This is a genomic window from Pseudomonas poae RE*1-1-14, assembly GCF_000336465.1.
Taxonomy (GTDB): Bacteria; Pseudomonadota; Gammaproteobacteria; order Pseudomonadales; family Pseudomonadaceae; genus Aquipseudomonas; species Aquipseudomonas poae.
Genome location: NC_020209.1, coordinates 4,178,031 through 4,199,406, shown reverse-complemented (window position 1 = coordinate 4,199,406; position 21,376 = coordinate 4,178,031). Strand labels below are relative to the sequence as shown.

General features: G+C 59.9%; 16 protein-coding genes and 1 tRNA gene. 3 read left to right on the top strand and 14 right to left on the bottom strand.

From position 1 onward, the window contains the following. Positions 1-16: 16 nt before the first annotated feature. The 8 genes from H045_RS18395 to rpsU form a co-directional block, all read right to left on the bottom strand. Entirely contained in the window at positions 17-811 is a 795-nt protein-coding gene (locus H045_RS18395) for a carbon-nitrogen hydrolase family protein (RefSeq protein ID WP_015373105.1), read from the bottom strand. A 24-nt stretch (positions 812-835) separates the two neighbouring features. After that, positions 836-2,539, bottom strand: coding sequence for a flavin monoamine oxidase family protein (locus H045_RS18390; protein ID WP_003232635.1), 1,704 nt, complete (start codon positions 2,537-2,539; stop codon positions 836-838). A gap of 146 nt (positions 2,540-2,685) precedes the next feature. Beyond that, a complete protein-coding gene (locus H045_RS18385) occupies positions 2,686-3,132 on the bottom strand; it encodes an Lrp/AsnC family transcriptional regulator (RefSeq protein WP_003232633.1) in 447 nt (148 codons plus the stop codon). Positions 3,133-3,302: 170 nt separating this feature from the next. Then, positions 3,303-3,379, bottom strand: a tRNA-Ile gene (locus tag H045_RS18380). Positions 3,380-3,394: 15 nt separating this feature from the next. After that, a complete protein-coding gene (locus tag H045_RS18375) occupies positions 3,395-7,138 on the bottom strand; it encodes an EAL domain-containing protein (RefSeq protein ID WP_015373104.1) in 3,744 nt (1,247 codons plus the stop codon). Positions 7,139-7,273: 135 nt separating this feature from the next. Further along, positions 7,274-9,124, bottom strand: a complete 1,851-nt coding sequence (gene rpoD / locus H045_RS18370) for an RNA polymerase sigma factor RpoD (RefSeq protein WP_003232629.1) — start codon at positions 9,122-9,124, stop codon at positions 7,274-7,276. A gap of 67 nt (positions 9,125-9,191) precedes the next feature. Then, entirely contained in the window at positions 9,192-11,162 is a 1,971-nt protein-coding gene (dnaG, locus tag H045_RS18365) for a DNA primase (RefSeq protein WP_015373103.1), read from the bottom strand. A 444-nt stretch (positions 11,163-11,606) separates the two neighbouring features. Then, complete coding sequence (rpsU, locus tag H045_RS24680; RefSeq protein WP_002551877.1) at positions 11,607-11,822, bottom strand: 30S ribosomal protein S21; 216 nt, start codon at positions 11,820-11,822, stop codon at positions 11,607-11,609. Positions 11,823-12,025: 203 nt separating this feature from the next. On the opposite strand from rpsU, the gene tsaD reads away from it, so the two are divergent. After that, on the top strand, positions 12,026-13,051 hold the full coding sequence (gene tsaD, locus H045_RS18355; protein ID WP_003232625.1) for a tRNA (adenosine(37)-N6)-threonylcarbamoyltransferase complex transferase subunit TsaD: 1,026 nt from the start codon (positions 12,026-12,028) through the stop codon (positions 13,049-13,051). Positions 13,052-13,084: 33 nt separating this feature from the next. On the opposite strand, the gene plsY is transcribed toward tsaD, so the two are convergent. Then, a complete protein-coding gene (gene plsY / locus H045_RS18350; protein WP_015373102.1) occupies positions 13,085-13,654 on the bottom strand; it encodes a glycerol-3-phosphate 1-O-acyltransferase PlsY in 570 nt (189 codons plus the stop codon). A gap of 74 nt (positions 13,655-13,728) precedes the next feature. On the opposite strand from plsY, the gene folB reads away from it, so the two are divergent. Next, positions 13,729-14,082 carry a dihydroneopterin aldolase gene (gene folB, locus H045_RS18345; protein ID WP_003232620.1) on the top strand — a complete coding sequence of 118 codons (354 nt, stop codon included), beginning with the start codon at positions 13,729-13,731 and terminating at the stop codon, positions 14,080-14,082. Continuing rightward, positions 14,073-14,591, top strand: coding sequence for a 2-amino-4-hydroxy-6-hydroxymethyldihydropteridine diphosphokinase (folK, locus tag H045_RS18340; protein WP_015373101.1), 519 nt, complete (start codon positions 14,073-14,075; stop codon positions 14,589-14,591). Before folB ends, folK begins: the two co-directional genes overlap by 10 nt. A gap of 18 nt (positions 14,592-14,609) precedes the next feature. Here folK and H045_RS18335 read toward each other — a convergent pair whose 3' ends face one another. The 5 genes from H045_RS18335 to glpE form a co-directional block, all read right to left on the bottom strand. After that, positions 14,610-15,830 carry a multifunctional CCA addition/repair protein gene (locus H045_RS18335; protein ID WP_015373100.1) on the bottom strand — a complete coding sequence of 407 codons (1,221 nt, stop codon included), beginning with the start codon at positions 15,828-15,830 and terminating at the stop codon, positions 14,610-14,612. A gap of 63 nt (positions 15,831-15,893) precedes the next feature. Next, the gene (locus H045_RS18330; RefSeq protein ID WP_015373099.1) at positions 15,894-17,459 is read right to left on the bottom strand and encodes a SpoVR family protein; all 1,566 of its coding nucleotides are present in this window, start codon (positions 17,457-17,459) and stop codon (positions 15,894-15,896) included. Further along, positions 17,456-18,727 (bottom strand): YeaH/YhbH family protein, encoded by a 1,272-nt coding sequence (locus tag H045_RS18325; RefSeq protein ID WP_003232613.1) that lies wholly within the window; start codon positions 18,725-18,727, stop codon positions 17,456-17,458. The genes H045_RS18330 and H045_RS18325 overlap by 4 nt, the downstream gene beginning before the upstream one ends. Before the next feature lie 104 nt (positions 18,728-18,831). Further along, positions 18,832-20,754, bottom strand: coding sequence for a PrkA family serine protein kinase (locus tag H045_RS18320; RefSeq protein WP_003232611.1), 1,923 nt, complete (start codon positions 20,752-20,754; stop codon positions 18,832-18,834). Positions 20,755-21,038: 284 nt separating this feature from the next. Next, a complete protein-coding gene (glpE, locus tag H045_RS18315; protein WP_015373098.1) occupies positions 21,039-21,368 on the bottom strand; it encodes a thiosulfate sulfurtransferase GlpE in 330 nt (109 codons plus the stop codon). Positions 21,369-21,376: the final 8 nt, after the last annotated feature.

Sequence of the window (21,376 nt, the reverse complement as noted above, 5' to 3'; positions counted from 1 at the left end):
TAACAAACCCGCTGGATCAGGACTTGTGCAGCGCGCCATACAGTTCCGGGCGCCGGTCTTGCAGATAATGGTTGGCTGCCCGGGCAGTGAGAATCGATTGGCGATCCAGCGCGCCCACGATCAAGGCTTCGTCCAATCCTGCCAGGGCGACACGCTGACCGTCCGGCGCGGCGATGCTGCTTTGCCCGCAATACTGGATCTCGCCTTCATGCCCGCAATAATTGGCGTAGGCCACATAGCACTGGTTTTCGAAAGCCCGCGCCCGCACGGTGACGTCAGCCACAAAGTCGAACGGCACCATGTTGGCCGTGGGCACCAGAATCAGCTCGGCCCCGGCCAAGGCCAGGCGCCGGGTGTTTTCCGGGAACTCCAGGTCATAGCAAATCAGCAGTCCCAGCTTCCAGCCGTTGAGTTCCACCAGCGGAAAATCATCGCCGCCGGCGCTGAACATCGAACGGTCGAGGTCGCCGAACAGGTGCGTCTTGCGGTAGTTGCACAGACGCTGACCCTGCGCGTCGATCAACTGCACGGCGTTGTAGATCTGGCCATCTTCGGCGCGCTCCGGGTAACCGTACACAATCGCCAACCCTGCGTTTCGCGCAATCTCGGCAATGGCCTGCGCAGAATCCCCGCCCTGCGCCTCGGCCAGGGCGCCTGCCGCTTCGACGCCAATGTTGTAGCCGCTGAGGAACATCTCCGGCAGCACCAGCACATCGGCGCCGGCCGCCTCTTGCGCCACCTGATGCAGGCGCTTGAGGTTGCCGGACACGTCCAGCGGCAGTGGCGGGCATTGATACAGGGCGACACGCATGACGCAGCTCCTTGATTCGGGCAGTTATTCAGGCAGGGCAATCGGCCCGATTTCAGCAAACACATCACCCGGCCCCGGGTTCTCGGGGTGAGTGCTGCCACCAAAGTGATTCATGATGCCCCACACCGCGTTGAGGGAGGTTTGCACCGCGCCTTCGACCCACGCAGGCGTCCAGGACACATCGTCGCCGGCGATAAAAATCCCACGCTGCTCGGCGGGCATGTCCTTCTGCATGAAGTGCGCGTACATCCGCTGGTTGTAGCGATAGTGGCCGGGCAATGCGCCCTTGAAGGCACCGAGGAAATGCGGGTCGGCTTCCCAGGACACGGTGATCGGATCGCCGATGATGCGCGCCTTGATGTCAACTTTCGGATAGATCTTGTTCAGGGCGTCCAGCGCCAGTTTCACCCGCTTGTCGATGGGCTGCGGCAGCATTTTCAGCGCATCGCTCATCCACGAGTACGACAGGCAGATGACGCCCGGCTTGTCGTCGCCATTGTCGAACAGGTAAGTGCCACGGGTCAGACGGTCGGTGAGGGTCATGCTCATCAGGTCGCGGCCGGTTTCCGGGTCCTTGTCCTTCCAGAACGGGCGGTCGACCATCACGAAGGTTTTCGACGACTGCATGTAGCGCGTGCGGTCCAGGGCCATCCACATCTTTTGCGAAAACAGGGTTTCATCGCATTCGATCTGCGTGGTCAGCAGCCAGCTCTGGCAGGTGGTGAGCACCGCAGCGTACTCGCGGGTATCACCGTAGTTGTCGGTCACTGCGAAACGGCCGTCCGCCGCATGGGCAATGCGCTTGACCCCGGCTCGTGGCGCGCCGCAGTGCAATGAGCTGAGGCTGGTGCCGGCCGGCCAGTGGGCGCAACGCTGCGGCACATGACGCCAGATGCCCATGGGCACCTGCGCCACGCCGCCGACCACCAGGTGCTGGTGATCGTCGCAGTTGGTCATCACCACGCGAAAGATCTCCAGCATCGAGTTGGGGAAGTCCGAGTCCCAGCCGCCGGTGCCGAAACCCACCTGGCCAAACACTTCGCGATGGTGGAACGACAACTTGGCGAACGCCTTCGAGGTGGCCACGAAATCATAGAAGGTGCGGTCGTCCCACAGCGGCACGAGCTTGTTCCACAGTGCTTTCAGACGCGGCACATCGCGGTCGCGGATCGCCTGCTGGATATCGCCGAACTGCGAGCCGGCCTCCAGCGCATCGGCCCAAGCGTCGGCCACTTCCTGGAACAGCGCCGGCAAGTCCGACAGTTTCTGCGCGTAATGGGTCTCGCCTTCCAGATCAATCACCGTGCTGCCGGAGGCCGGCGTGAGTGGGTTGGGGAAGGGTTTGGTTTCCAGCCCCAACTTGTCCACATAGTGATAGAACGCCGTGGACGACACCGGAAAACGCATGCCGCCCAGCTCCGCAATAATGCCCTCGGCGCCCTCAAACGCCTGGGAGCGCAAACGGCCGCCCATTTTCGAGGCTTCGTACACCACCGGCTTGAGGCCCAGCTTCATCAACTCATAGGCCGCGACCAACCCGGCAATCCCCGCGCCGACAATCGCCACCTCGGCGCCGTGATTGGCGGCAGGAATACTGCCCAGGCCAGCCGGGTGCTCGATCCAGTCATCAAAGGCAAACGGAAAATCCGGACCGAAGATCGTGATCGGTTTTTTGCCGTCGGCGGGGTGGCGAAGGGTCTTGCTGAGGGTGCTGGACGGAATGCTCATGGCTGACCTTGTGGACGACTCGACGGGACGCGATCCGCTGAGTATAGGAAAAGATGGCAGCCAGTTTAGGGAGCGCAGAGGTTATTAATAAGACGCAATGTGTCGTCATATTGAGCTTTTTTTAGCCAATATGACGAGAAGATTGGTCAAATTGGTTGTGCGCGATCCAATTTGTTGCTGAGGATGATCGACGTGGTGGTTTTTTCAACACCGTCGACACTGCCGATCTGGTCGAGCAGTTGGTCGAGTTGCTCCGGGGAATCAGTGCGCAGCCAGGCCACGTAATCGAACTCGCCGCTGACGGCGCAGAGTTGCTGCACCTGGGCCATGGCGCTGAGTTTGCGCAGCACTTCCTTGCCGGAGCGCGGTTGCACGGTGATGCCAACATACGCCTGCAAACCCCCATCGGCGACGCGTTGACTGAGGCGCACGCCGTAACCGGTGATTACCTGGGTTTTCTCCAGCCGCGCGAGGCGCGAGGTGACCGTAGTGCGCGCGATGCCAAGTTGCCGTGCGAGCATGGCCACGCTTTCGCGGGCGTTGAGTTGCAGCGCGGCGATCAGTTGGCGGTCGATTTCGTCTAGGGTGGCCAAAGGGGGCTCCGGGATGAGGGGCGTTTGGGGGCATGTTACAGGCTTGTATGGGGATGTCAGCGAGACGGGTGTGGACACTTTCTGGACACTTTGGCGTTTACGGCGGAAATTCACGCTGAAATTCCAGAGGCCAAAAACGACGAAAGCCGCGCAATGCGCGGCTTTGAGTATGGTGGGCCCAGTAGGACTCGAACCTACGACCAAGGGATTATGAGTCCCCTGCTCTAACCAACTGAGCTATAGGCCCTCAGTAGGTCGCGGATTATAACGACGGTTTCTTCACTGTGCCATCCGTAAAGTTCTCAATCTTCGTACGAAGAAACGCGTCGGCAAAAAGCTGCGGCGGTAGTGGCAGGCTGACGATGTAGCCCTGCATCTGTTCGCACCCTTCTGCCGCCAGAAATTCCTGTTGCGCCGCGTTCTCCACGCCCTCGGCGATGATGGTGAATTGCATGCTGTGGCCCAGGGCGATGATGGCGCGGACGATGGCGGCGTCGTGCGGGTCGTCGGGCAGGCCGCGGACGAAGGATTGGTCGATTTTCAGGAAGTCCAGGGGCAGGCGCTTGAGGTAGCTGAGGGAGGAGTAGCCTGTGCCGAAGTCGTCGATTGCCAGTTGCACGCCGAGGTGTTTGAGCTGATGCAGCACGCCCAGGGCTTCCTCGGTCTGGCTCATGATGAAGTTTTCGGTGATCTCCAGTTGCAGGCAGCTCGGTTCGAGGTGGTAGTCGTGCAGCAGTTGTTCAATGCGTGCCAGCAGGTTGGGACTGCGCAGTTGGGCGCCGGCGAGGTTGACTGACAGCGGGCCGAATGTGTCAAAGGTGCCTTGCCAGGCCTGCAGCTGCTGGCAGGCCTGTTCCAGTACCCAGTCGCCGATCTGCAGGATGGTGCCGTTTTCTTCGGCCAGGGCGATGAAGTGCTCGGGCGGCACTTCGCCAAAAGTGGGGTGGTGCCAGCGGATCAGGGCTTCGGCGCCGATCAGTTCCTGGCTCGTCAGGCTCAGTTTGGGTTGGTAATACAGGCTCAGTTCGTCCCGTTCAATGGCGCGGCGCAGTTCGTGCTCCAGTGCCACGCGTTCGCTGGCCTGGGTGGTCAGGTCGCTGGTGTAGCTTTCGACCCGGTTGCGGCCTTTGGCCTTGGAACGGTACATGGCGGCGTCGGCATTCTTGACCAGGGTAGCGACGTCGGTGCCGTCCTCGGGGTACAGGCTGGTGCCGATGCTGGCACTGATGAAGAATTCGTGTTCTCCCGCCTGGAACGGCTGCGTGAAGCAGGCGAGCAGCTTGTTGGCCAGGTAGTCGGCGTCGCTGGCGTTTTGCAGGCCGGGCAGCAGGATGATGAATTCATCGCCGCCCAGGCGAGCAACGGTGTCGATGTCACGCAGTTGCTCTTTGAGGCGCACGGCGATGCCTTTGAGCAGCAGGTCGCCGATAGGGTGGCCGAGGCTGTCGTTGATGTGTTTGAAACGGTCCAGGTCGAGGAATAGAACGGCGCCTTGCTGGCCGGTTTCCTGGTGACTATTGAGCGCGGCCTGCAGCCGGCTTTCGAACAGAGTGCGGTTGGGCAGGCCGGTGAGCGGGTCGTGGTGCGCCTGGTAATCAAGGCGGGCCTGGGCAAGTTTGAGGCTGGAGATATCGGCGAACACGGCAACGAAGTGGGTGATCACATCATCGCGATTACGCACGGCGTTGATGGTCAGCCAGCTGGGGTAAACCTCGCCATCCTTGCGGCGGTTGGCGATCTCGCCTTGCCAATGCCCATGGGCAGCCAACTGGTGCCACATCGCAGCGAAGAAGGCACTGTCGTGCTGGCCGGAAGCGAGCAGGCGCGGGGTTTGGCCGAGGGCTTCAGCCTCGCTGTAGCCGGTGATTTCGCTGAAGGCACGGTTGACTGCGCTGATGTTCTGCGAGGTGTCGGTGATCAGCACGCCTTCCGCGGTGCTCTCGAACACGGTGGCGGCCTGTTGCAGTTTCTCCTGCATCAACTGGCGTTCGGTGATGTCGCGGGCGATGGTCAGTATGCAGGCTTCATCGCCAATGGGCAGGGGCCGGCTGGACACTTCGCAGAGCCGGATCTCCCCGTCGCTGCGTCGTATGTGGCAAATGAAATCACGCACGAAGCCGTCGCGTCGTATCAGTTCCAGCATGTGTTTACGTTCGTTGAGGTCGACCCAGATGCCCAACTCCATGGCGGAGTGTTCCAGAGGCGTGGCGCAGGGGTAGCCGGTGAGACGGCTGAAGCCTTCGTTGGCCTCAATCAACAGGCCGTCCCGCTGGCGACTCAGCAACAGACCGTCTGGCGAGGCATGGAAAGCCTTGGCGAACTTCTCTTCGGAGGTTTGCAGTTGTTGCTGGGTTTCCTTGAGCTGGGTGATATCGCGCACTACAACGACGATGGCCTCGGTGGTATCGAGCAGGAACGGTTCGGCGGAAATCAGCCCTACAAAAGCCTGGCCATTGCTGCGCCGAAAGGGCAGTTCAAGGTTGCGGATGCTGGTGGTCTGGACGCGTTGCAGCAACTCCGAGCCGATGCCTGGAATGCCCCAGATATCCAGCTCCGTGCCGGCCTTGCCGAGCACTTGCTCGGCATTCAGGCCAATCTGGTCTTCGAAGGCTTTGTTGACTTCCAGCAGGCAACCGTCGGAAAGGCGGGCAATTACCAGGATGTCCGGGCATTGCTGGAACACTGAAGCAAATTTTTGCTCCGAGCGCTGCAGGGCCTCTTCTGTGCGCTTGGCTTCGCTGATATCGATCATCAACCCGCGCAGCACCGGTTCGTGACCGTGTTCGATCAGGCTCACGATGTCACGCACCCACAGGCAATGGCCGTCGGCGGTGATCACCCGGTAATCGATGCTGTGGTCACGGTTGGCGCGGGTTTCGCGGTGGCAATAGGCTTCGGCGCGGGACAGGTCGGCGGGGTGGATGATGTTGCGCCAGAAGCCCGGGATCAGCCAATGGGCACGTGGATAGCCGAGTAAGTCTTCAGCGTGGGGCGACACGTAGCTGTAGGTGAAATCGGTGATGCTGGCTTCCCAGGCGATGGCAGACAGGCTCTCGACCAGGCCACGGTAGTGGTATTCGCTGCTGCGCAGTTCCTGTTCGAGGGCGACGCGGCGGGAAATCTCCGAACTGAGCCGGCGATTGATCTGAATTACGATGGCTAATACGGTGATCAACACCAGCACGGCGGGCAAGCCGTAGGTCAGCAGGTCGTTCCAGAAGGTGCGGTGATCGCTGATGCCGCCTACCCAGCGTTGCTGAATGGCTTCGGTTTCGCCTGGGGCGAGGTCCGCAAGCACCTTATCGAGGATGCCCACGAGGATCTTGTTGTCGCGCGGCACGCCCATTGCCAGCTGATAGCGGTAGGGCGTTTCGCCACTGACGTAGAGGCCTTCAAGCTTGAGTTGGCGCAGGCTCCAGACGCTGGAAGCCAGGTCGCCGACTACCGCGTCCACCTCGTCCGTGGCAAGCGCTTGCAGGGTCGAGCTGACATTGGGCATGGCCACCAGATTGAGGTCGGGATGGTGGTTGCGCAGCAGCTCGTGGGGTGCGTAGTTTTCTACCACGGCAATTTTCAGCCCGTATAGGTCCTGAAGGTTGCGCGGTTTGGCGCCGCCCTCGTGGGCCAGGATGACAATGGGGAAATCCAGGTAGGGCCGCGTGAACGCGATGAAGCTCTGACGCTCGGGAGTGGACATGACGCTGGGCAGCAGGTCGAGCTGACTGCGTTTGGTCTGCTCAAGCACCGCCCCCCAGCTTCCGGGCTCGATCAATTCGACCCTGACGCCCAGTCGGTCCTGAATCAGGCGAACATAATCGGCCGCCAGGCCTTGGTAGCGGCCATTTTCATCACGGTATTCAAAAGGTGGCCATGAAGGGTCCACACCGAGTTTCAGCTCCTGATGGTCCGACAGCCAGCCACGCTCTTCATCAGTAAGCGTCAACGCGCCAGCCGTTGCGGTCCAGGTCAGCAGCGACAGCAGTATCACGGTCGGCAATCTGGGCATAACGGTCTCGTTATGGCACGGGGAATGGTTCGAGTGTAGACGGGCATTGCGGGGGGAGGGAGGGGGGAAGCTGTTAATAAGTAGAAAGAAATATGCAGAAAGCAAAACCCCCGGCCTGGGCCGGGGGTTCTGGTATCACTCGTCGAGGAAGGAGCGCAGATGCTCGCTTCGTGTCGGGTGGCGCAACTTGCGCAGCGCCTTGGCTTCGATCTGACGGATCCGCTCGCGGGTCACGTCAAACTGCTTACCGACTTCCTCAAGGGTGTGGTCGGTATTCATGTCGATGCCGAAACGCATGCGCAGTACCTTGGCTTCACGGGCAGTGAGGCCGGACAGTACGTCGCGCGTCGCTTCCTTAAGGCTCTCAACAGTGGCGACATCGATTGGCGACTGCATGGTTGAGTCTTCGATGAAGTCACCCAGATGGGAGTCTTCGTCATCACCAATCGGGGTTTCCATGGAGATCGGCTCTTTGGCGATCTTCAGTACCTTGCGGATTTTATCCTCAGGCATTTCCATGCGTTCGCCCAGCTCTTCCGGGGTCGGTTCGCGACCCATTTCCTGCAACATCTGCCGGGAAATGCGGTTGAGCTTGTTGATCGTCTCGATCATGTGCACCGGAATACGGATGGTGCGTGCCTGGTCGGCGATCGAGCGAGTGATCGCCTGACGGATCCACCAGGTGGCATAGGTCGAGAACTTGTAGCCGCGACGGTATTCGAACTTGTCCACAGCCTTCATCAAGCCGATGTTGCCTTCCTGGATCAGATCGAGGAATTGCAAGCCACGGTTGGTGTACTTCTTGGCGATGGAGATCACCAGACGCAAGTTGGCTTCAACCATTTCTTTCTTCGCGCGGCGGGCCTTGGCCTCACCGATCGACATGCGACGGTTGATGTCCTTGATCTCGGCAATCGTCAGACCGGTCTCGGTCTCAAGCGCGGTCAGCTTCTGCTGGCAGCGGATGATATCGGGCTGCAGACGACCAATGGCTTCGGCGTATTTCGCCTTGCCCTTGGCCAGCGCGTCGGTCCAGCTTTCGTCAACCTCGTTGCCCGGGAACTGGCGCAGGAAGTCGGTGCGCGGCATGCGTGCGTCACGCACACACAGCTGCATGATTGCGCGCTCTTGTGCACGCAGACGCTCAAGGGCGCTGCGAACGCGCTCAACCAGGCCTTCGAATTGCTTGGGCACCAGCTTGATCGGCATGAACAGCTCGGCCAGGGCCAACAGCTCGGCAATTGCCTGCTTGTTGGAGCGACCATGCTTCTTCAGAGCCTTTCGGGTGATTTCCATTTGATCGGAAACCGCACCAAAACGCTGGGCAGCGATGACCGGATCCGGGCCGCTTTCGACTTCGTCTTCGTCGTCGCTGCTGGCTTCAGCGTCGTCGTCTTCGGTCTCGTCGTCCGCTTTAGGGGCTTTCGGATCGACCGGCGGCGGTACTTCGGCAGCAGGTGGCGCAATGCCGTCGTCCGGGTCGATATAACCGCTCAGGACATCGGACAGGCGGCCACCTTCGGTGGTGACGCGAGTGTACTCGGAGAGAATGTGGTCAACCGTGCCAGGGAAGTGCGCGATTGCGCCCATCACTTCACGGATGCCCTCTTCAATGCGCTTGGCGATTTCGATTTCGCCTTCACGCGTCAGCAACTCGACGGTGCCCATTTCACGCATATACATGCGCACAGGGTCAGTCGTGCGACCGATGTCGGTCTCCACCGCAGCCAGCGCGGCAGCGGCTTCTTCAGCGGCTGCCTCGTCGGTATCGGCGTCGGCCAACATAAGGGCGTCCGCATCCGGAGCACTCTCGTGTACGGGGATCCCCATGTCATTGATCATGCGGATGATGTCTTCCACCTGCTCGGGATCTGAAATATCCTCAGGCAGGTGGTCGTTGACCTCTGCGTAAGTCAGATACTTCTGCTCACGACCAAGGGTGATCAACTCTTTGATACGAGACTGCTGTTGCGCTTTTCCGGACATAACACCCTATCCACTGAAGGTCTTGGCGGGCAAAAAACAAGCCGAGGATTATACCCGAGCTATGACCTCACACGCCAGCTGAGGTCGGGTTAGATGCTGAAACATTCTGTTTTAATAGGTCGCGCATCTGTTTTGCTATCTGAATTTGCTCTTCAGCCGACAATCCTGGCTGCCTGGCTCTCTTGATGAGCTCATCGAGGGTCTGCGTATGCTGACCCGCGGATAACCTAGTAATGGTGTCTAAAAACTGTTGTTCAAGGTTATCGCCGTCAATTAGCCACTCCTTTTCCGCGAGTGCTTTCAACAAACGGCCCTGTTCGGTGCCATGCCAGCGAGCCATCAGCTGGATGGAGTTTAGCTTAGGATTTTTCTGCACGGCTTCGATCAGGGCAATCAGCACCTGAGCGTACGTGTTGCTCTCGTTGGCAAAATGCTCGGCACTTTCAACCCTGCCCGCCAGTTCCGGGTGATGGATGAGCGTGCGCAGGGCAATCAGCGTAGGGGCTTCGACGGCGACCGGAGTTCGGGGGGCATAAGCCTCGTCGCGATCACCGCGCTTGAAATTCTTGCTCCAGGGTTTCTTTTCCCATTTCTTGCCGCCAGCGCCGGGTTTCTTTGGCGTCCAGTCCTGCTGCGGCGCATAGGCGTCCTGCGGCTGGTGAAAGTCGGCGTAGTCCGGCATGGCATCGTAGTCCATGCCCGGGTCATAGGCCGGTGGCGCGTTCTGCGGTGCGCTGTGCACCAGTTGGCTGACGGCCTCGCCACTCAGGCCGGTGATTTCCAGCAGCCGTTGACGCATCAGGGTGCGCAGGTTGGCGCCCGGAACCTTGTCGATCAGTGGCGCGGCGAGGGTGGCCATGTGGGCCTTGCCCTCAAGGGAGCGCGGGTCGGCTTCCTCGGTCAGCTGCTGGAAGAAATAATCCGCCAATGGCTGGGCATGCTGGTTGATGCGCGCACGGAATGCGTCGGTGCCCTCGGCGCGTACCAGAGTGTCCGGGTCCTCGCCTTCGGGCAGGAACAGGAAGCGCGCGCGGCGCCCGTCCTGCAGGCTCGACAACGTGGCCTCGAGGGCGCGCCAGGCGGCGTTGCGGCCGGCCTGGTCACCATCGAAACAGAACAGCACGCTGGGTACTACGCGAAACAGACGCTTGAGGTGTTCTTCGCTGGTGGCTGTGCCGAGGGTTGCCACGGCGTTGCGCAAACCTTGCTGGGCCAGGGCGATCACGTCCATATAGCCTTCAACCACGATGATCTCATCGAGGTTGCGATTGTTCTTGCGTGCTTCATACAGGCCATAGAGTTCCTGGCCCTTGTGGAACACCGGGGTTTCCGGTGAGTTCAGGTATTTGGGCTTGTCGTCGCCCAGCACGCGCCCGCCAAAGGCGATGATGCGACCACGGCTGTCGCGAATCGGGAACATCACGCGGTCGCGGAAGCGGTCGTAGCGCTTGCCGGTTTCGGCGTTTTCCACCAGCAGGCCGGCATCGATCATGGCTTTTTGCTGGAGCGTATCGCTGCTCAAGTGCTTGTACAGGTTGTCCCAGCCGGGTGGCGCGAAGCCCAGGCCGAAGTCACGGGCGATTTCGCCGGTGAGGCCGCGGCCCTTGAGGTAGTCGACGGCGGCCTTGCGTTGCGGATGGCTCTTGAGCGCCTGACGATAAAAGTCGGCGGCAGCGGTCAGCAGCGGGTACAGCGGCGAGTCGGTGGGCTGGCGCGGTTTGTGCGGGCGACCGCTTTCTTCGCGGGGGACTTCCATGCCGGCGGCTTTGGCCAGGTCCTCGATTGCCTGGGGGAAATCCAGGTTGTCGTGGTCCATGAGGAAACCGAGGGCGTTGCCGCCTGCGCCGCAGCCGAAGCAATAGTAGAACTGCTTGTCGGGGCTGACGCTGAATGACGGGGTCTTTTCCTTGTGGAACGGGCAGCAGGCGGTGTAGTTCTTGCCGGCTTTTTTCAATTGCACGCGTGAGCTGACAACATCGACGATGTCGGTGCGGTTCAGAAGGTCGTCAATAAAGCTCTGGGGAATCAGCCCGGCCATGGCGTTCTCGTCATCACTGCGTGTCAATCGGGGTCCATGAAGTGTTCAAGCGCGGCTATCGCGTGCTCGACCCGCTTACGTCTGCATGGATTGTCAGGAAGTGTATCTGCCGAATATTCTCTGACGTTAAGTTTCTATCAGGCGTCGGCATGGAAATGTTGCCCCGGTATCCGGTCTTGGCCTGTGGGCGGCCTCGGAACTCGTCAATGGGCACAGCCGACACGGTTGATCGTCTGTTTGAAGAATAAGTGTGCTCGTCAGTAGCCTTGTTAGGCTCGTCAGAAGAGACGCGCACCGCTGGCAAAAGAGCCAGTCCTGACGTGTGAAGCGGTTGTATCGGTCGCGTGTGCGGCGTCAACAGTGAAACATCAAGCGATATCCGCAAATGCCAACAGCCCGGCTGAGGGCCGGGCTTGGCAGAAGCTTGCTACGAACGTCTGTGTATTAGTACAGACGAACGGCGCGGCGCTGTTCGCGCTGAACTTTCTTGGCGTGACGCTTAACAGCGGCTGCTGCCTTGCGCTTACGCTCAGAAGTTGGCTTCTCATAAAATTCGCGGCTACGAACTTCAGCCAGAACACCGGCTTTTTCGCAGGAGCGCTTGAAACGACGCAGAGCTACGTCGAAGGGTTCGTTCTCTTTTACTTTGACGGCTGGCATCCAGAGCTACCTTCTTTCATTACCGGGATTCAACGTTCTCGTCGCAAAAAATTCGCGGCTGAGGTCGTCGGTTTTTAAGGGTTGCGGATGTTAACCCCTCATTGCTCGGAATGCAAAGCCTCTGATCGAAAACCGCTAGGCGGGAGGGGGAGTGGCGACTATTATGCGCGCCTTCGAATTCAGCCTCTACAAGGCGCAAACCCATGCTAGTACTGGGACTTGAAACCTCCTGCGACGAAACCGGTGTCGCACTTTACGACAGTGAACGCGGGCTTTTGGCCGATGCACTGTTCAGTCAGATCGACCTGCACCGTGCCTATGGCGGCGTAGTGCCGGAGCTCGCCAGCCGTGATCACGTCAAGCGCATGCTGCCGTTGATCCGCCAGGTGTTGGACGAGGCTGGCTGTGTGCCGACCGAGATCGATGCCATCGCCTACACCGCCGGCCCCGGATTGGTTGGAGCCCTTCTGGTTGGGGCCTCTTGCGCCCAGGCGCTGGCGTTTGCCTGGGGCATTCCCGCCCTCGGTGTGCACCACATGGAAGGCCATTTACTGGCCCCCATGCTGGAAAAAACACCACCACAGTTTCCGTTCGTCGCTTTGTTGGTGTCGGGCGGCCATACGCAGCTGGTTCAGGTCGATGGGATCGGTCAATACACGCTGTTGGGCGAGTCCCTGGACGATGCTGCCGGTGAAGCGTTCGACAAGACCGCCAAGATGATGGGCCTCAATTATCCTGGTGGCCCGGAAATCGCGCGTCTGGCCGAAAAGGGTTTGGCCGGTCGCTACACATTCCCGCGTCCGATGTGTGATCGTCCGGGGCTGATGTTCAGCTTCAGCGGCTTGAAAACCTCGGCGCTCAACACCTGGCAACACAGCGTCAGCGCCGGGGACGACAGTGAGCAAGCCCGTTGCGACATCGCTCTGGCATTCCAGCAGGCCGTGGTGGAGACTTTGACTATCAAGTGCAAGCGCGCGCTCAAGCAGGCGGGCATGCAGCGCCTGGTGATCGCTGGCGGCGTCAGCGCCAACAAGGCCTTGCGCGCTTCGCTGGAAAAAATGCTCGCAGACATGAAGGGCGAAGTGTTCTATGCGCGCCCCGAGTTCTGCACCGACAACGGCGCGATGATCGCCTACGCCGGCTGCCAGCGCCTGCAGGCCGGGCAGCATGAAAGCCTGGCGATCAGCGTGCAGGCGCGCTGGCCGATGGAGCAGTTGTCACCGTTGTGAGGCTTGCGCGTGAACCGGGTTCAGCGGGCGTATTTAAAAATGCCGTTCGCGCCCGGCAAACAGGTCGCGTAGATTGCCGCGGTGGCGCCAGACGATCAGCAGCGTCAGCACGCTCATCGGCAACAACGCTGCCGGTGCCTGCCAGGCCAGCAGCGGCAGGCTGAGCGGCGTGGCGATCAGCGCGGCTAGCGAGCTGGTGCGGGTCAGGTAGAACGCCAGCAGCCATGCCGTGATGGCCAGCAATGCTGCTGGAGGGTAGATTCCCAGCAGCATGCCGGCCGCCGTGGCGACGCCTTTGCCGCCGCGAAAGCGAAAGTACAGTGGAAACAGATGGCCCAGGACGGCGCATACGCCCACCCAGGCCTGCTGTTGCAGGGTCAGACCGGCGAAGCTGGCGATCAGCACGGGCACCACGCCCTTGCAGACGTCGCCCAGCAGGGTCAATACGGCAAGTTTCTTGCCGGCCAAACGCAACATATTGGTGGCGCCGGCATTGCCTGAGCCACTCATTCGCGGATCGGGATTGCCCGTCAGGCGGCTGAGCAAAATGGCGAAGGACAGCGAGCCGAGCAGGTAGGCGAAAATCGCCAGTGACCAAAACATGCTAACTATTCCGGGCGAGGACGCCCTGATTCTAACGGGGCATCGCGCCCTTGTCGTGCTGCGGAGAAGAGTGCTTGGACAGAGTGTTTATCGAAGGCCTGGAAGTCGACACGGTGATCGGCGCCTACGACTGGGAGCGCGGCATCAAGCAATGCTTGCGCCTGGACCTGAGCTTCGCCTGGGACAATCGCCCGGCCGCAGCCGGTGACGACCTGACCCTGGCGCTGGATTACGCCAGCGTGTCCGCGCGCATCCAGGCCTTTGCCGACGAGTCCCAGTACCAACTGGTGGAAACCTTCGCCGAACGCCTGGCGCAAGTACTGATGAGTGAGTTTCAGATTCCCTGGTTGCACCTCAAGTTGACCAAGCCAGGCGCTGTACCGGCCGCCAGGGGCGTGGGCGTGGAGATCGAGCGCGGATGTCGCTGACTCAGGTTTACCTAGGCCTTGGCAGCAATATCGAGCGTGAGCCTCGTTTGCGCGCCGGGCTGGATGCATTGGCGGGTTTTCTGACCGGGATGCGTTGCTCGGCCGTGTTCGAAAGCCAGCCGGTTGGCATCAAGAGCGGGCCGTTTTTCAACCTGGTGGTGTCGGCGTATACCGACCTGCCGCTGAAGGAGCTGGACCGCAGGCTGAAATTCATCGAGGCCGAAAACGGCCGCTATGCACCCGACCGCAAAGGGCTGCCGCTGGATATCGACGTGCTGTTGTATGGCGAGCTGGTGGGTGATTTTGAAGGCTTGGTCCTGCCGCGCGCAGAGATCCTCACCAACGCCTTCGTGCTTTGGCCGCTGTCGATGATGGCGCCGGATCGTGTGCATCCGCTGGCCTGCAAGACCCTGGCCGAGCTGTGGCGCGATGCACAGATCGACCAGGTGCTGACGCCCGTCGGCTTCGAGTGGCAAGGCCAGCAACTGACGCCAGACGCCCTCCTATAGGCGCGAGCAAGCTCGCGTCTACAGTGATTTATAGGCCTGCAGTGCCTTGAGGCGTTCGCGCTTGAGTGCCTCGCCCAGTTGCGGGCCTTTGAAGCCTTTTTCAAGCAGCGGCGCCACTGGCACCTCGCGCGCCGCTTTCGCTGCGCCGCGCAAATAATCCGCTTGTGGATAACTTCTCTGTTCCAGCCCCTTGCGACCCCGCGCATCCATTTCACAGCTCACCACAAACTCTTCAAAGCGCTGTGGCCGGCGGTAAACATCAAAACTTTGCAGCAACTCCAGTAACGTCGAGGCCTTAAGCTCAAGCGCTCGGTGGCCGTGAGTGTGATATTGGCCAACCAGCAGTGCCAGCTCCTGGCAATCCCTCGGCACCTTGAAGCGTTCATTCACTGCCTTGATCAGCTTCAAACCTCGCTGTTCATGGGCAATGTGCTGCGGCAACTTATCCACAGGCGTGGCGCCCTTGCCCAGGTCGTGCAGCAGGCAGGCCCAGCGTACCGTCAGGGGTTGCTGATGCACGGCAGCCTGTTCCAGCACACTCAAGGTGTGCACCCCCGTGTCGATTTCGGGGTGATGGGCTGCAGGCTGCGGCACGCCAAACAGGGCGTCCACTTCCGGCATTAAAGTTTTCAGCGCGTTGCAGTCGCGCAGCACCTGAATAAAGACCTGAGGCTGATCTTCCATCAGTGCACGGGAAATTTCTTTCCAACTGCGTTCAGGCGTCAGCGCTTCCAGTTCGCCGGATTCGCTGAGTTGGCGCATCAGTTCCAGCGTCTGCGGCGCCACGGTAAAACCCAGGGGCGCGTAACGGGCAGCAAAGCGCGCTACACGCAGCACACGTAACGGATCCTCGGCGAACGCAGGTGAAACATGGCGAAGAACCCGTGCTTGCAGGTCGCGCTCGCCGTGATACGGGTCGATCACATGGCCGTCGTCGTCCTCCGCCATGGCGTTGATCGTCAGGTCGCGGCGGATCAGGTCTTCCTCCAGCGTCACGTCGGGGCTGGCATGAAACACAAAGCCGCCGTAGCCCCGACCACTCTTGCGTTCAGTGCGGGCCAGGGCGTACTCGTCGCCGTTGTTCGGGTCGAGGAATACCGGAAAGTCCGCGCCCACCGGTTTGTAGCCCTTGGCGAGCATTTCTTCGGCGCTTGCACCAACCACCACGCGGTCGATGTCGGTGACCTTGATGCCCAGCAAGCGGTCGCGTACGGCGCCGCCGACTTTGTAGATTTTCATGAAAAAGCCTCCATTAGCGCCACAGGATACCGCCTGTGCCTGGCCAATGGAGGCTTTGCCGTTTCAGAGATGGACCACGGACAAATCCAGACGGCCATAGTCGCCATCACCTTGATCGCTGCGCGGTGGTACGTGATGGGTTTTCATCACCTGGTCGCCTTGCAGGGTTTCCAGGTGAATGTCGAAGCCCCACAGCCGGTGCAAGTGCTTGAGTACTTCTTCGGTGGATTCGCCCAGGGGTTTGCGATCGTGCTGCTGGTGGCGCAGGGTCAGCGAGCGATCACCGCGCACATCAATGCTGTAGATCTGCACGTTGGGCTCGCGGTTGCCCAGGTTGTACTGCGCCGCCAGGGTTTCGCGGATGATGCGGTAGCCGGGTTCATCGTGGATGGCCGGTACCACCAGGTCGTCCTTGAGGTCGTCATCCATGATGCTGAAGAGCTTGAGATCGCGGATCACCTGAGGCGACAGATACTGCAGGATAAAACTCTCGTCCTTGAAACTGCTCATGGCGAACTTGATGGTCGATAGCCAATCGCTGCCGGCTATTTCCGGGAACCAGCGGCGATCCTCCTCGGTGGGGTGTTCGCACATGCGCCGTATGTCACGGTACATCGCGAAGCCCAGGGCGTAAGGGTTGATGCCGCTGTAATAAGGGCTGTCGAAGCCGGGCTGGAACACCACGCTGGTGTGGGAGGTGAGGAATTCCATCATGAATCCGTCAGTGACCAGGCCTTCGTCGTACAGATCGTTCATCAGGGTGTAGTGCCAGAACGTTGCCCAGCCTTCATTCATCACTTGGGTTTGGCGTTGCGGATAAAAATATTGCGCGATCTTGCGCACGATACGCACAATTTCGCGCTGCCAGGGTTCGAGCAGCGGCGCATGTTTTTCCAGAAAATAGAGGATGTTTTCCTGTGGTTCGGCGGGGAAGCGTGCATTATCCTTGTCGCTGTTTTTGCCGGCCTTTTTAGGAATGGTGCGCCACAGGTCGTTGATCTGCTTCTGCAGATGCTCCTCGCGCTCTGTCTGGCGCAGGCGTTCTTCCTCGGCGGAAATCGGATAGGGGCGTTTGTAGCGGTCGACCCCGTAATTCATCAATGCATGGCAGGAGTCGAGCAGGTCTTCCACCGCATCGATGCCGTGACGCTCCTCGCACTGCATGATGTATTGCTTGGCGAACACCAGGTAATCGATGATCGAGCTGGCATCGGTCCAGGTGCGGAACAGGTAGTTGCCCTTGAAGAAGCTGTTATGCCCGTAGCAGGCATGGGCCACCACCAGCGCCTGCATACAGATGGTGTTTTCTTCCATCAGGTAGGCGATGCACGGGTCTGAGTTGATCACGATCTCGTAGGCCAGGCCCATCTGGCCCCGCGTGTAGGATTTCTCGGTGCTGAGGAAGTGTTTGCCGTAGGACCAGTGGTGGTAGCCCAGCGGCATGCCCACCGAGGCATAGGCATCCATCATCTGTTCGGCGGTGATCACTTCGATCTGGTTGGGGTAGGTGTCCAGCGCATAACCGGCCGCAATGCGGCTGATTTCCCGGTCATAGGCCTGGATCAGTTCGAAGGTCCACTCGGACCCAGTGGAAAGAGGTTGGCGCCTAGTCTCTTTTTTGGCGGTCATGTCACTAACCTGCGCTGGAAGAGTTCACGGAAGACCGGGTAGATATCGCCGGCCGAGACCAGTTGCTGCTGGGCGAATGTGTCGGCAAAGGCGTCGCCGATGCGCTCATATTCGAACCACAGGGCCTGGTGCTCACGGGGGGTAATTTCGACGTAGGTGTAGTACTGCACGAACGGCATGATCTGGTTGATCAGAATGTCGCGGCAGATTGGCGAGTCATCGTTCCAGTTGTCACCGTCGGAGGCTTGGGCCGCGTAAATGTTCCACTCATTGGCCGGGTAGCGCTCTGCCATGATCTCCTGCATCAACTTCAGCGCGCTGGACACGATGGTGCCGCCGGTTTCCCGCGAGTAGAAGAACTCTTCCTCGTCCACTTCCCGGGCACTGGTGTGGTGACGGATGAATACCACGTCGATCTTGTCGTAGTTCCGCTTCAGAAACAGGTACAGCAGGATAAAGAAGCGCTTGGCAATGTCCTTGGTGGCCTGTGTCATGGAGCCGGACACGTCCATCAGGCAAAACATCACGGCCTTGGAGCTGGGGTTGGGTTGCTTCACCAACAGGTTGTATTTCAAGTCGAAGGTGTCGAGAAAAGGCACGCGATGAATACGCGCGCTGAGTTTCTCTATTTCCGCCTCGATCTGCTGGATATCGCCGAAATTATCCGGTTCTTCGCGTTTGAGCCGCGCCAGTTCTTCCTTGGCCTCCCTCAGTTTGGCGCGGCTGCTGCCGGAGAGAGCGATGCGCCGTGCATGGGCTGAGCGCAGGGTGCGGATGATATTGATGCGCGACGGGTTGCCCTCGTTGCTGATCCCCGCGCGCACGGTCTTGAAGGTGTCGGTGCCGGTGAGGTTGCGTTTGACCAGATTGGGCAGTTCCAAATCCTCGAACATGAATTCGAGGAATTCTTCCTGGGTGATCTGGAACACGAACTCGTCCATGCCTTCGCCAGAGTTGCCGGCCTTTCCCGCACCCTTGCCGCCACCGCCACCTTGAGGCCGCTGGATGTGTTCGCCGGTGGTGAACTCCTTGTTGCCGGGGTGCACGACCGTCTGTTTGCCGCCGCGCCCGTGATGCAGCACCGGTTCGTCGATGTCCCGACCGGGGATGCTGATCTGCTCGCCATGCTCCATATCGGTGATGGAGCGGCGGCTGACCGCTTCTTCCACGGCCTTTTTGATGTGGTCACGGTAACGCCGCAGGAAACGCTGGCGGTTTACCGTGCTCTTGTTCTTGCCATTGAGGCGTCGGTCGATCACATAGCTCATGGGGCCCCTCCGGGGAGCTTCAAGTCGTAAGCGGCAAGCGGCAAGTTGGAGCGGCGTGCGCTGTTCTCTTGCAGCTTGCAGCTAGAAGCTTGCAGCTATTTCTCTCACTGCGATTTCCGGACCCGTAGGTACCATTCCGACAGCAGCCGTACCTGCTTGTCGGTATAGCCTCGCTCGACCATGCGTGTGACGAAGTCGTTGTGTTTTTGCTGATCCTCCTTGCTGGCCTTGGCGTTGAAGCTGATGACCGGCAACAGGTCCTCGGTGTTGGAGAACATTTTCTTCTCGATGACCACGCGCAGCTTCTCGTAGCTGAGCCAGGTGGGGTTCTTGCCATTGTTGTTGGCGCGGGCACGCAGCACGAAGTTGACGATTTCGTTGCGGAAATCCTTCGGATTGCTGATACCGGCCGGTTTTTCGATTTTTTCCAGCTCCTCGTTGAGGGCTACGCGGTTGAGGATTTCGCCGGTTTCCGGGTCGCGGTATTCCTGATCCTGAATCCAGAAGTCGGCGTACAGCACGTAGCGGTCGAAGATGTTCTGGCCATACTCGCTGTAGGATTCGAGGTACGCGGTCTGGATTTCCTTGCCGATGAACTCGATATAGCGCGGCGCCAGATACTCCTTGAGAAAGCGCAAATAGCGCTCGCGCGTTTCGGCCTGGAACTGCTCCTGTTCGATCTGCTGTTCCAGCACATAGAGCAGGTGCACCGGGTTCGCAGCGATTTCGTGGGGATCGAAGTTGAAGACCTTGGACAAGATCTTGAACGCAAAGCGCGTCGACAGACCGTTCATGCCCTCGTCCACACCCGCCGTGTCGCGATATTCCTGAATCGACTTGGCCTTCGGATCGGTGTCTTTGAGGTTTTCGCCGTCGTACACGCGCATCTTCGAATAGATATTCGAGTTTTCCGGCTCCTTGAGGCGCGACAGCACGGTGAACTGCGCCAGCATCTTCAGGGTGTCCGGCGCGCAATGGGCCTTGGACAGGGAGCTGTTGAACAGCAGCTTGTCGTAGATCTTGATCTCGTCGCTGACGCGCAGGCAGTACGGCACCTTGACGATATAAATCCGGTCGATAAAGGCTTCGTTGTTCTTGTTGTTGCGGAAGGTGTGCCACTCCGATTCGTTGGAGTGGGCCAGCAGGATGCCGTTGAATGGAATCGCCCCCAGGCCCTCGGTGCTGTTGTAGTTACCTTCCTGAGTAGCGGTGAGCAGTGGATGAAGCACCTTGATCGGTGCCTTGAACATTTCCACGAACTCCATCAGGCCCTGGTTGGCCCGGCACAGCGCGCCCGAGTAGCTATAGGCGTCGGCGTCGTTCTGCGGGAATTCCTCGAGTTTGCGGATATCGACCTTGCCCACCAGCGCCGAAATATCCTGGTTGTTTTCGTCGCCGGGCTCGGTCTTGGCCACCCCGATCTGGTTGAGGATTGACGGGTAGAGCTTGACCACGCGGAACTGGCTGATATCACCACCGAACTCGGCCAGGCGCTTGGTGGCCCAGGGCGACATGATGGTATTGAGGTAACGCCGCGGTATGCCGAAGTCTTCTTCGAGAATCGCGCCATCTTCGGTGGCGTTGAACAACCCCAGGGGGGATTCGAATACCGGCGAGCCCTTGATGGCGTAGAAGGGCACCTTCTCGATCAACTGTTTGAGCTTTTCGGCGAGGGACGATTTACCGCCGCCCACTGGGCCGAGCAGGTAGAGGATCTGTTTCTTCTCTTCCAGGCCTTGGGCGGCATGGCGGAAATAGGAGACGATCTGGTCAATGCATTCTTCCATGCCGTGGAAGTCTTCGAAGGCCGGATAGCGGCGGATCACCTTGTTGGAGAAGATGCGCGACAGGCGCGAGTTGTTGGCGGTCTCCACCAGCTCCGGCTCGCCTATCGCCAGTAGCAGGCGTTCGGCGGCCGATGCGTAGGTGCTGCGGTCCTGTTTGCACAGCTCCAGATACTCTTGAAGCGTGAGTTCTTCCTGCTGCGTGGACGCGAAGCGTTGTTGGAAGTGGCTAAAGATACTCATGACGTCGTCACCTCGCTCGATACGTGGAGCCGACGCCGGATCAATCAGTCGATGCTGGCAGCCATTGGCAGACGCCAATGGCTGTTTCCCCCCAGAACACCCTGAAACGCTACCGATGACCCGTGCGCCGGTGTACCGGCTCTCCCCTGATTTGGATGGCCTGCGCTTAAGGATAGTTCGGAATCGTGGAGGTCAAGGCGTGATGCGTAATTAGTTTGCCCGCGCCGTTCGTCAGAAACGGCGCAAGCCCAAGCGTCACGCGGGGTAGCGGGGTGTGAAAAAAATTATTGCGGATCGCCGGAAGAAATTTCTGCGGGATAGGTCGTACGCCACAGCTCAAAGCCGCCGTCCAGGCTATAGACGTCGGAGAACCCCTGGCTGACCAGGTAAGCGGCGGCGCTCTGGCTGGAGTTGCCGTGGTAGCAGGCCACGATCAGCGGCGCATCGAGATCGGCGGCGCGGATGAAGTCCTGAATGTTGTGGTTATCCACATGCTGCGCGCCGCTGATATGAGCGGCGGCATACGTCGACGGATCACGAATGTCGACCACCACGGCACCTTGCTCGCGCAGGGCCTGGGCTTGTTCAGGGGGGATACGTTTGAATTCGCTCATGGCGGGCT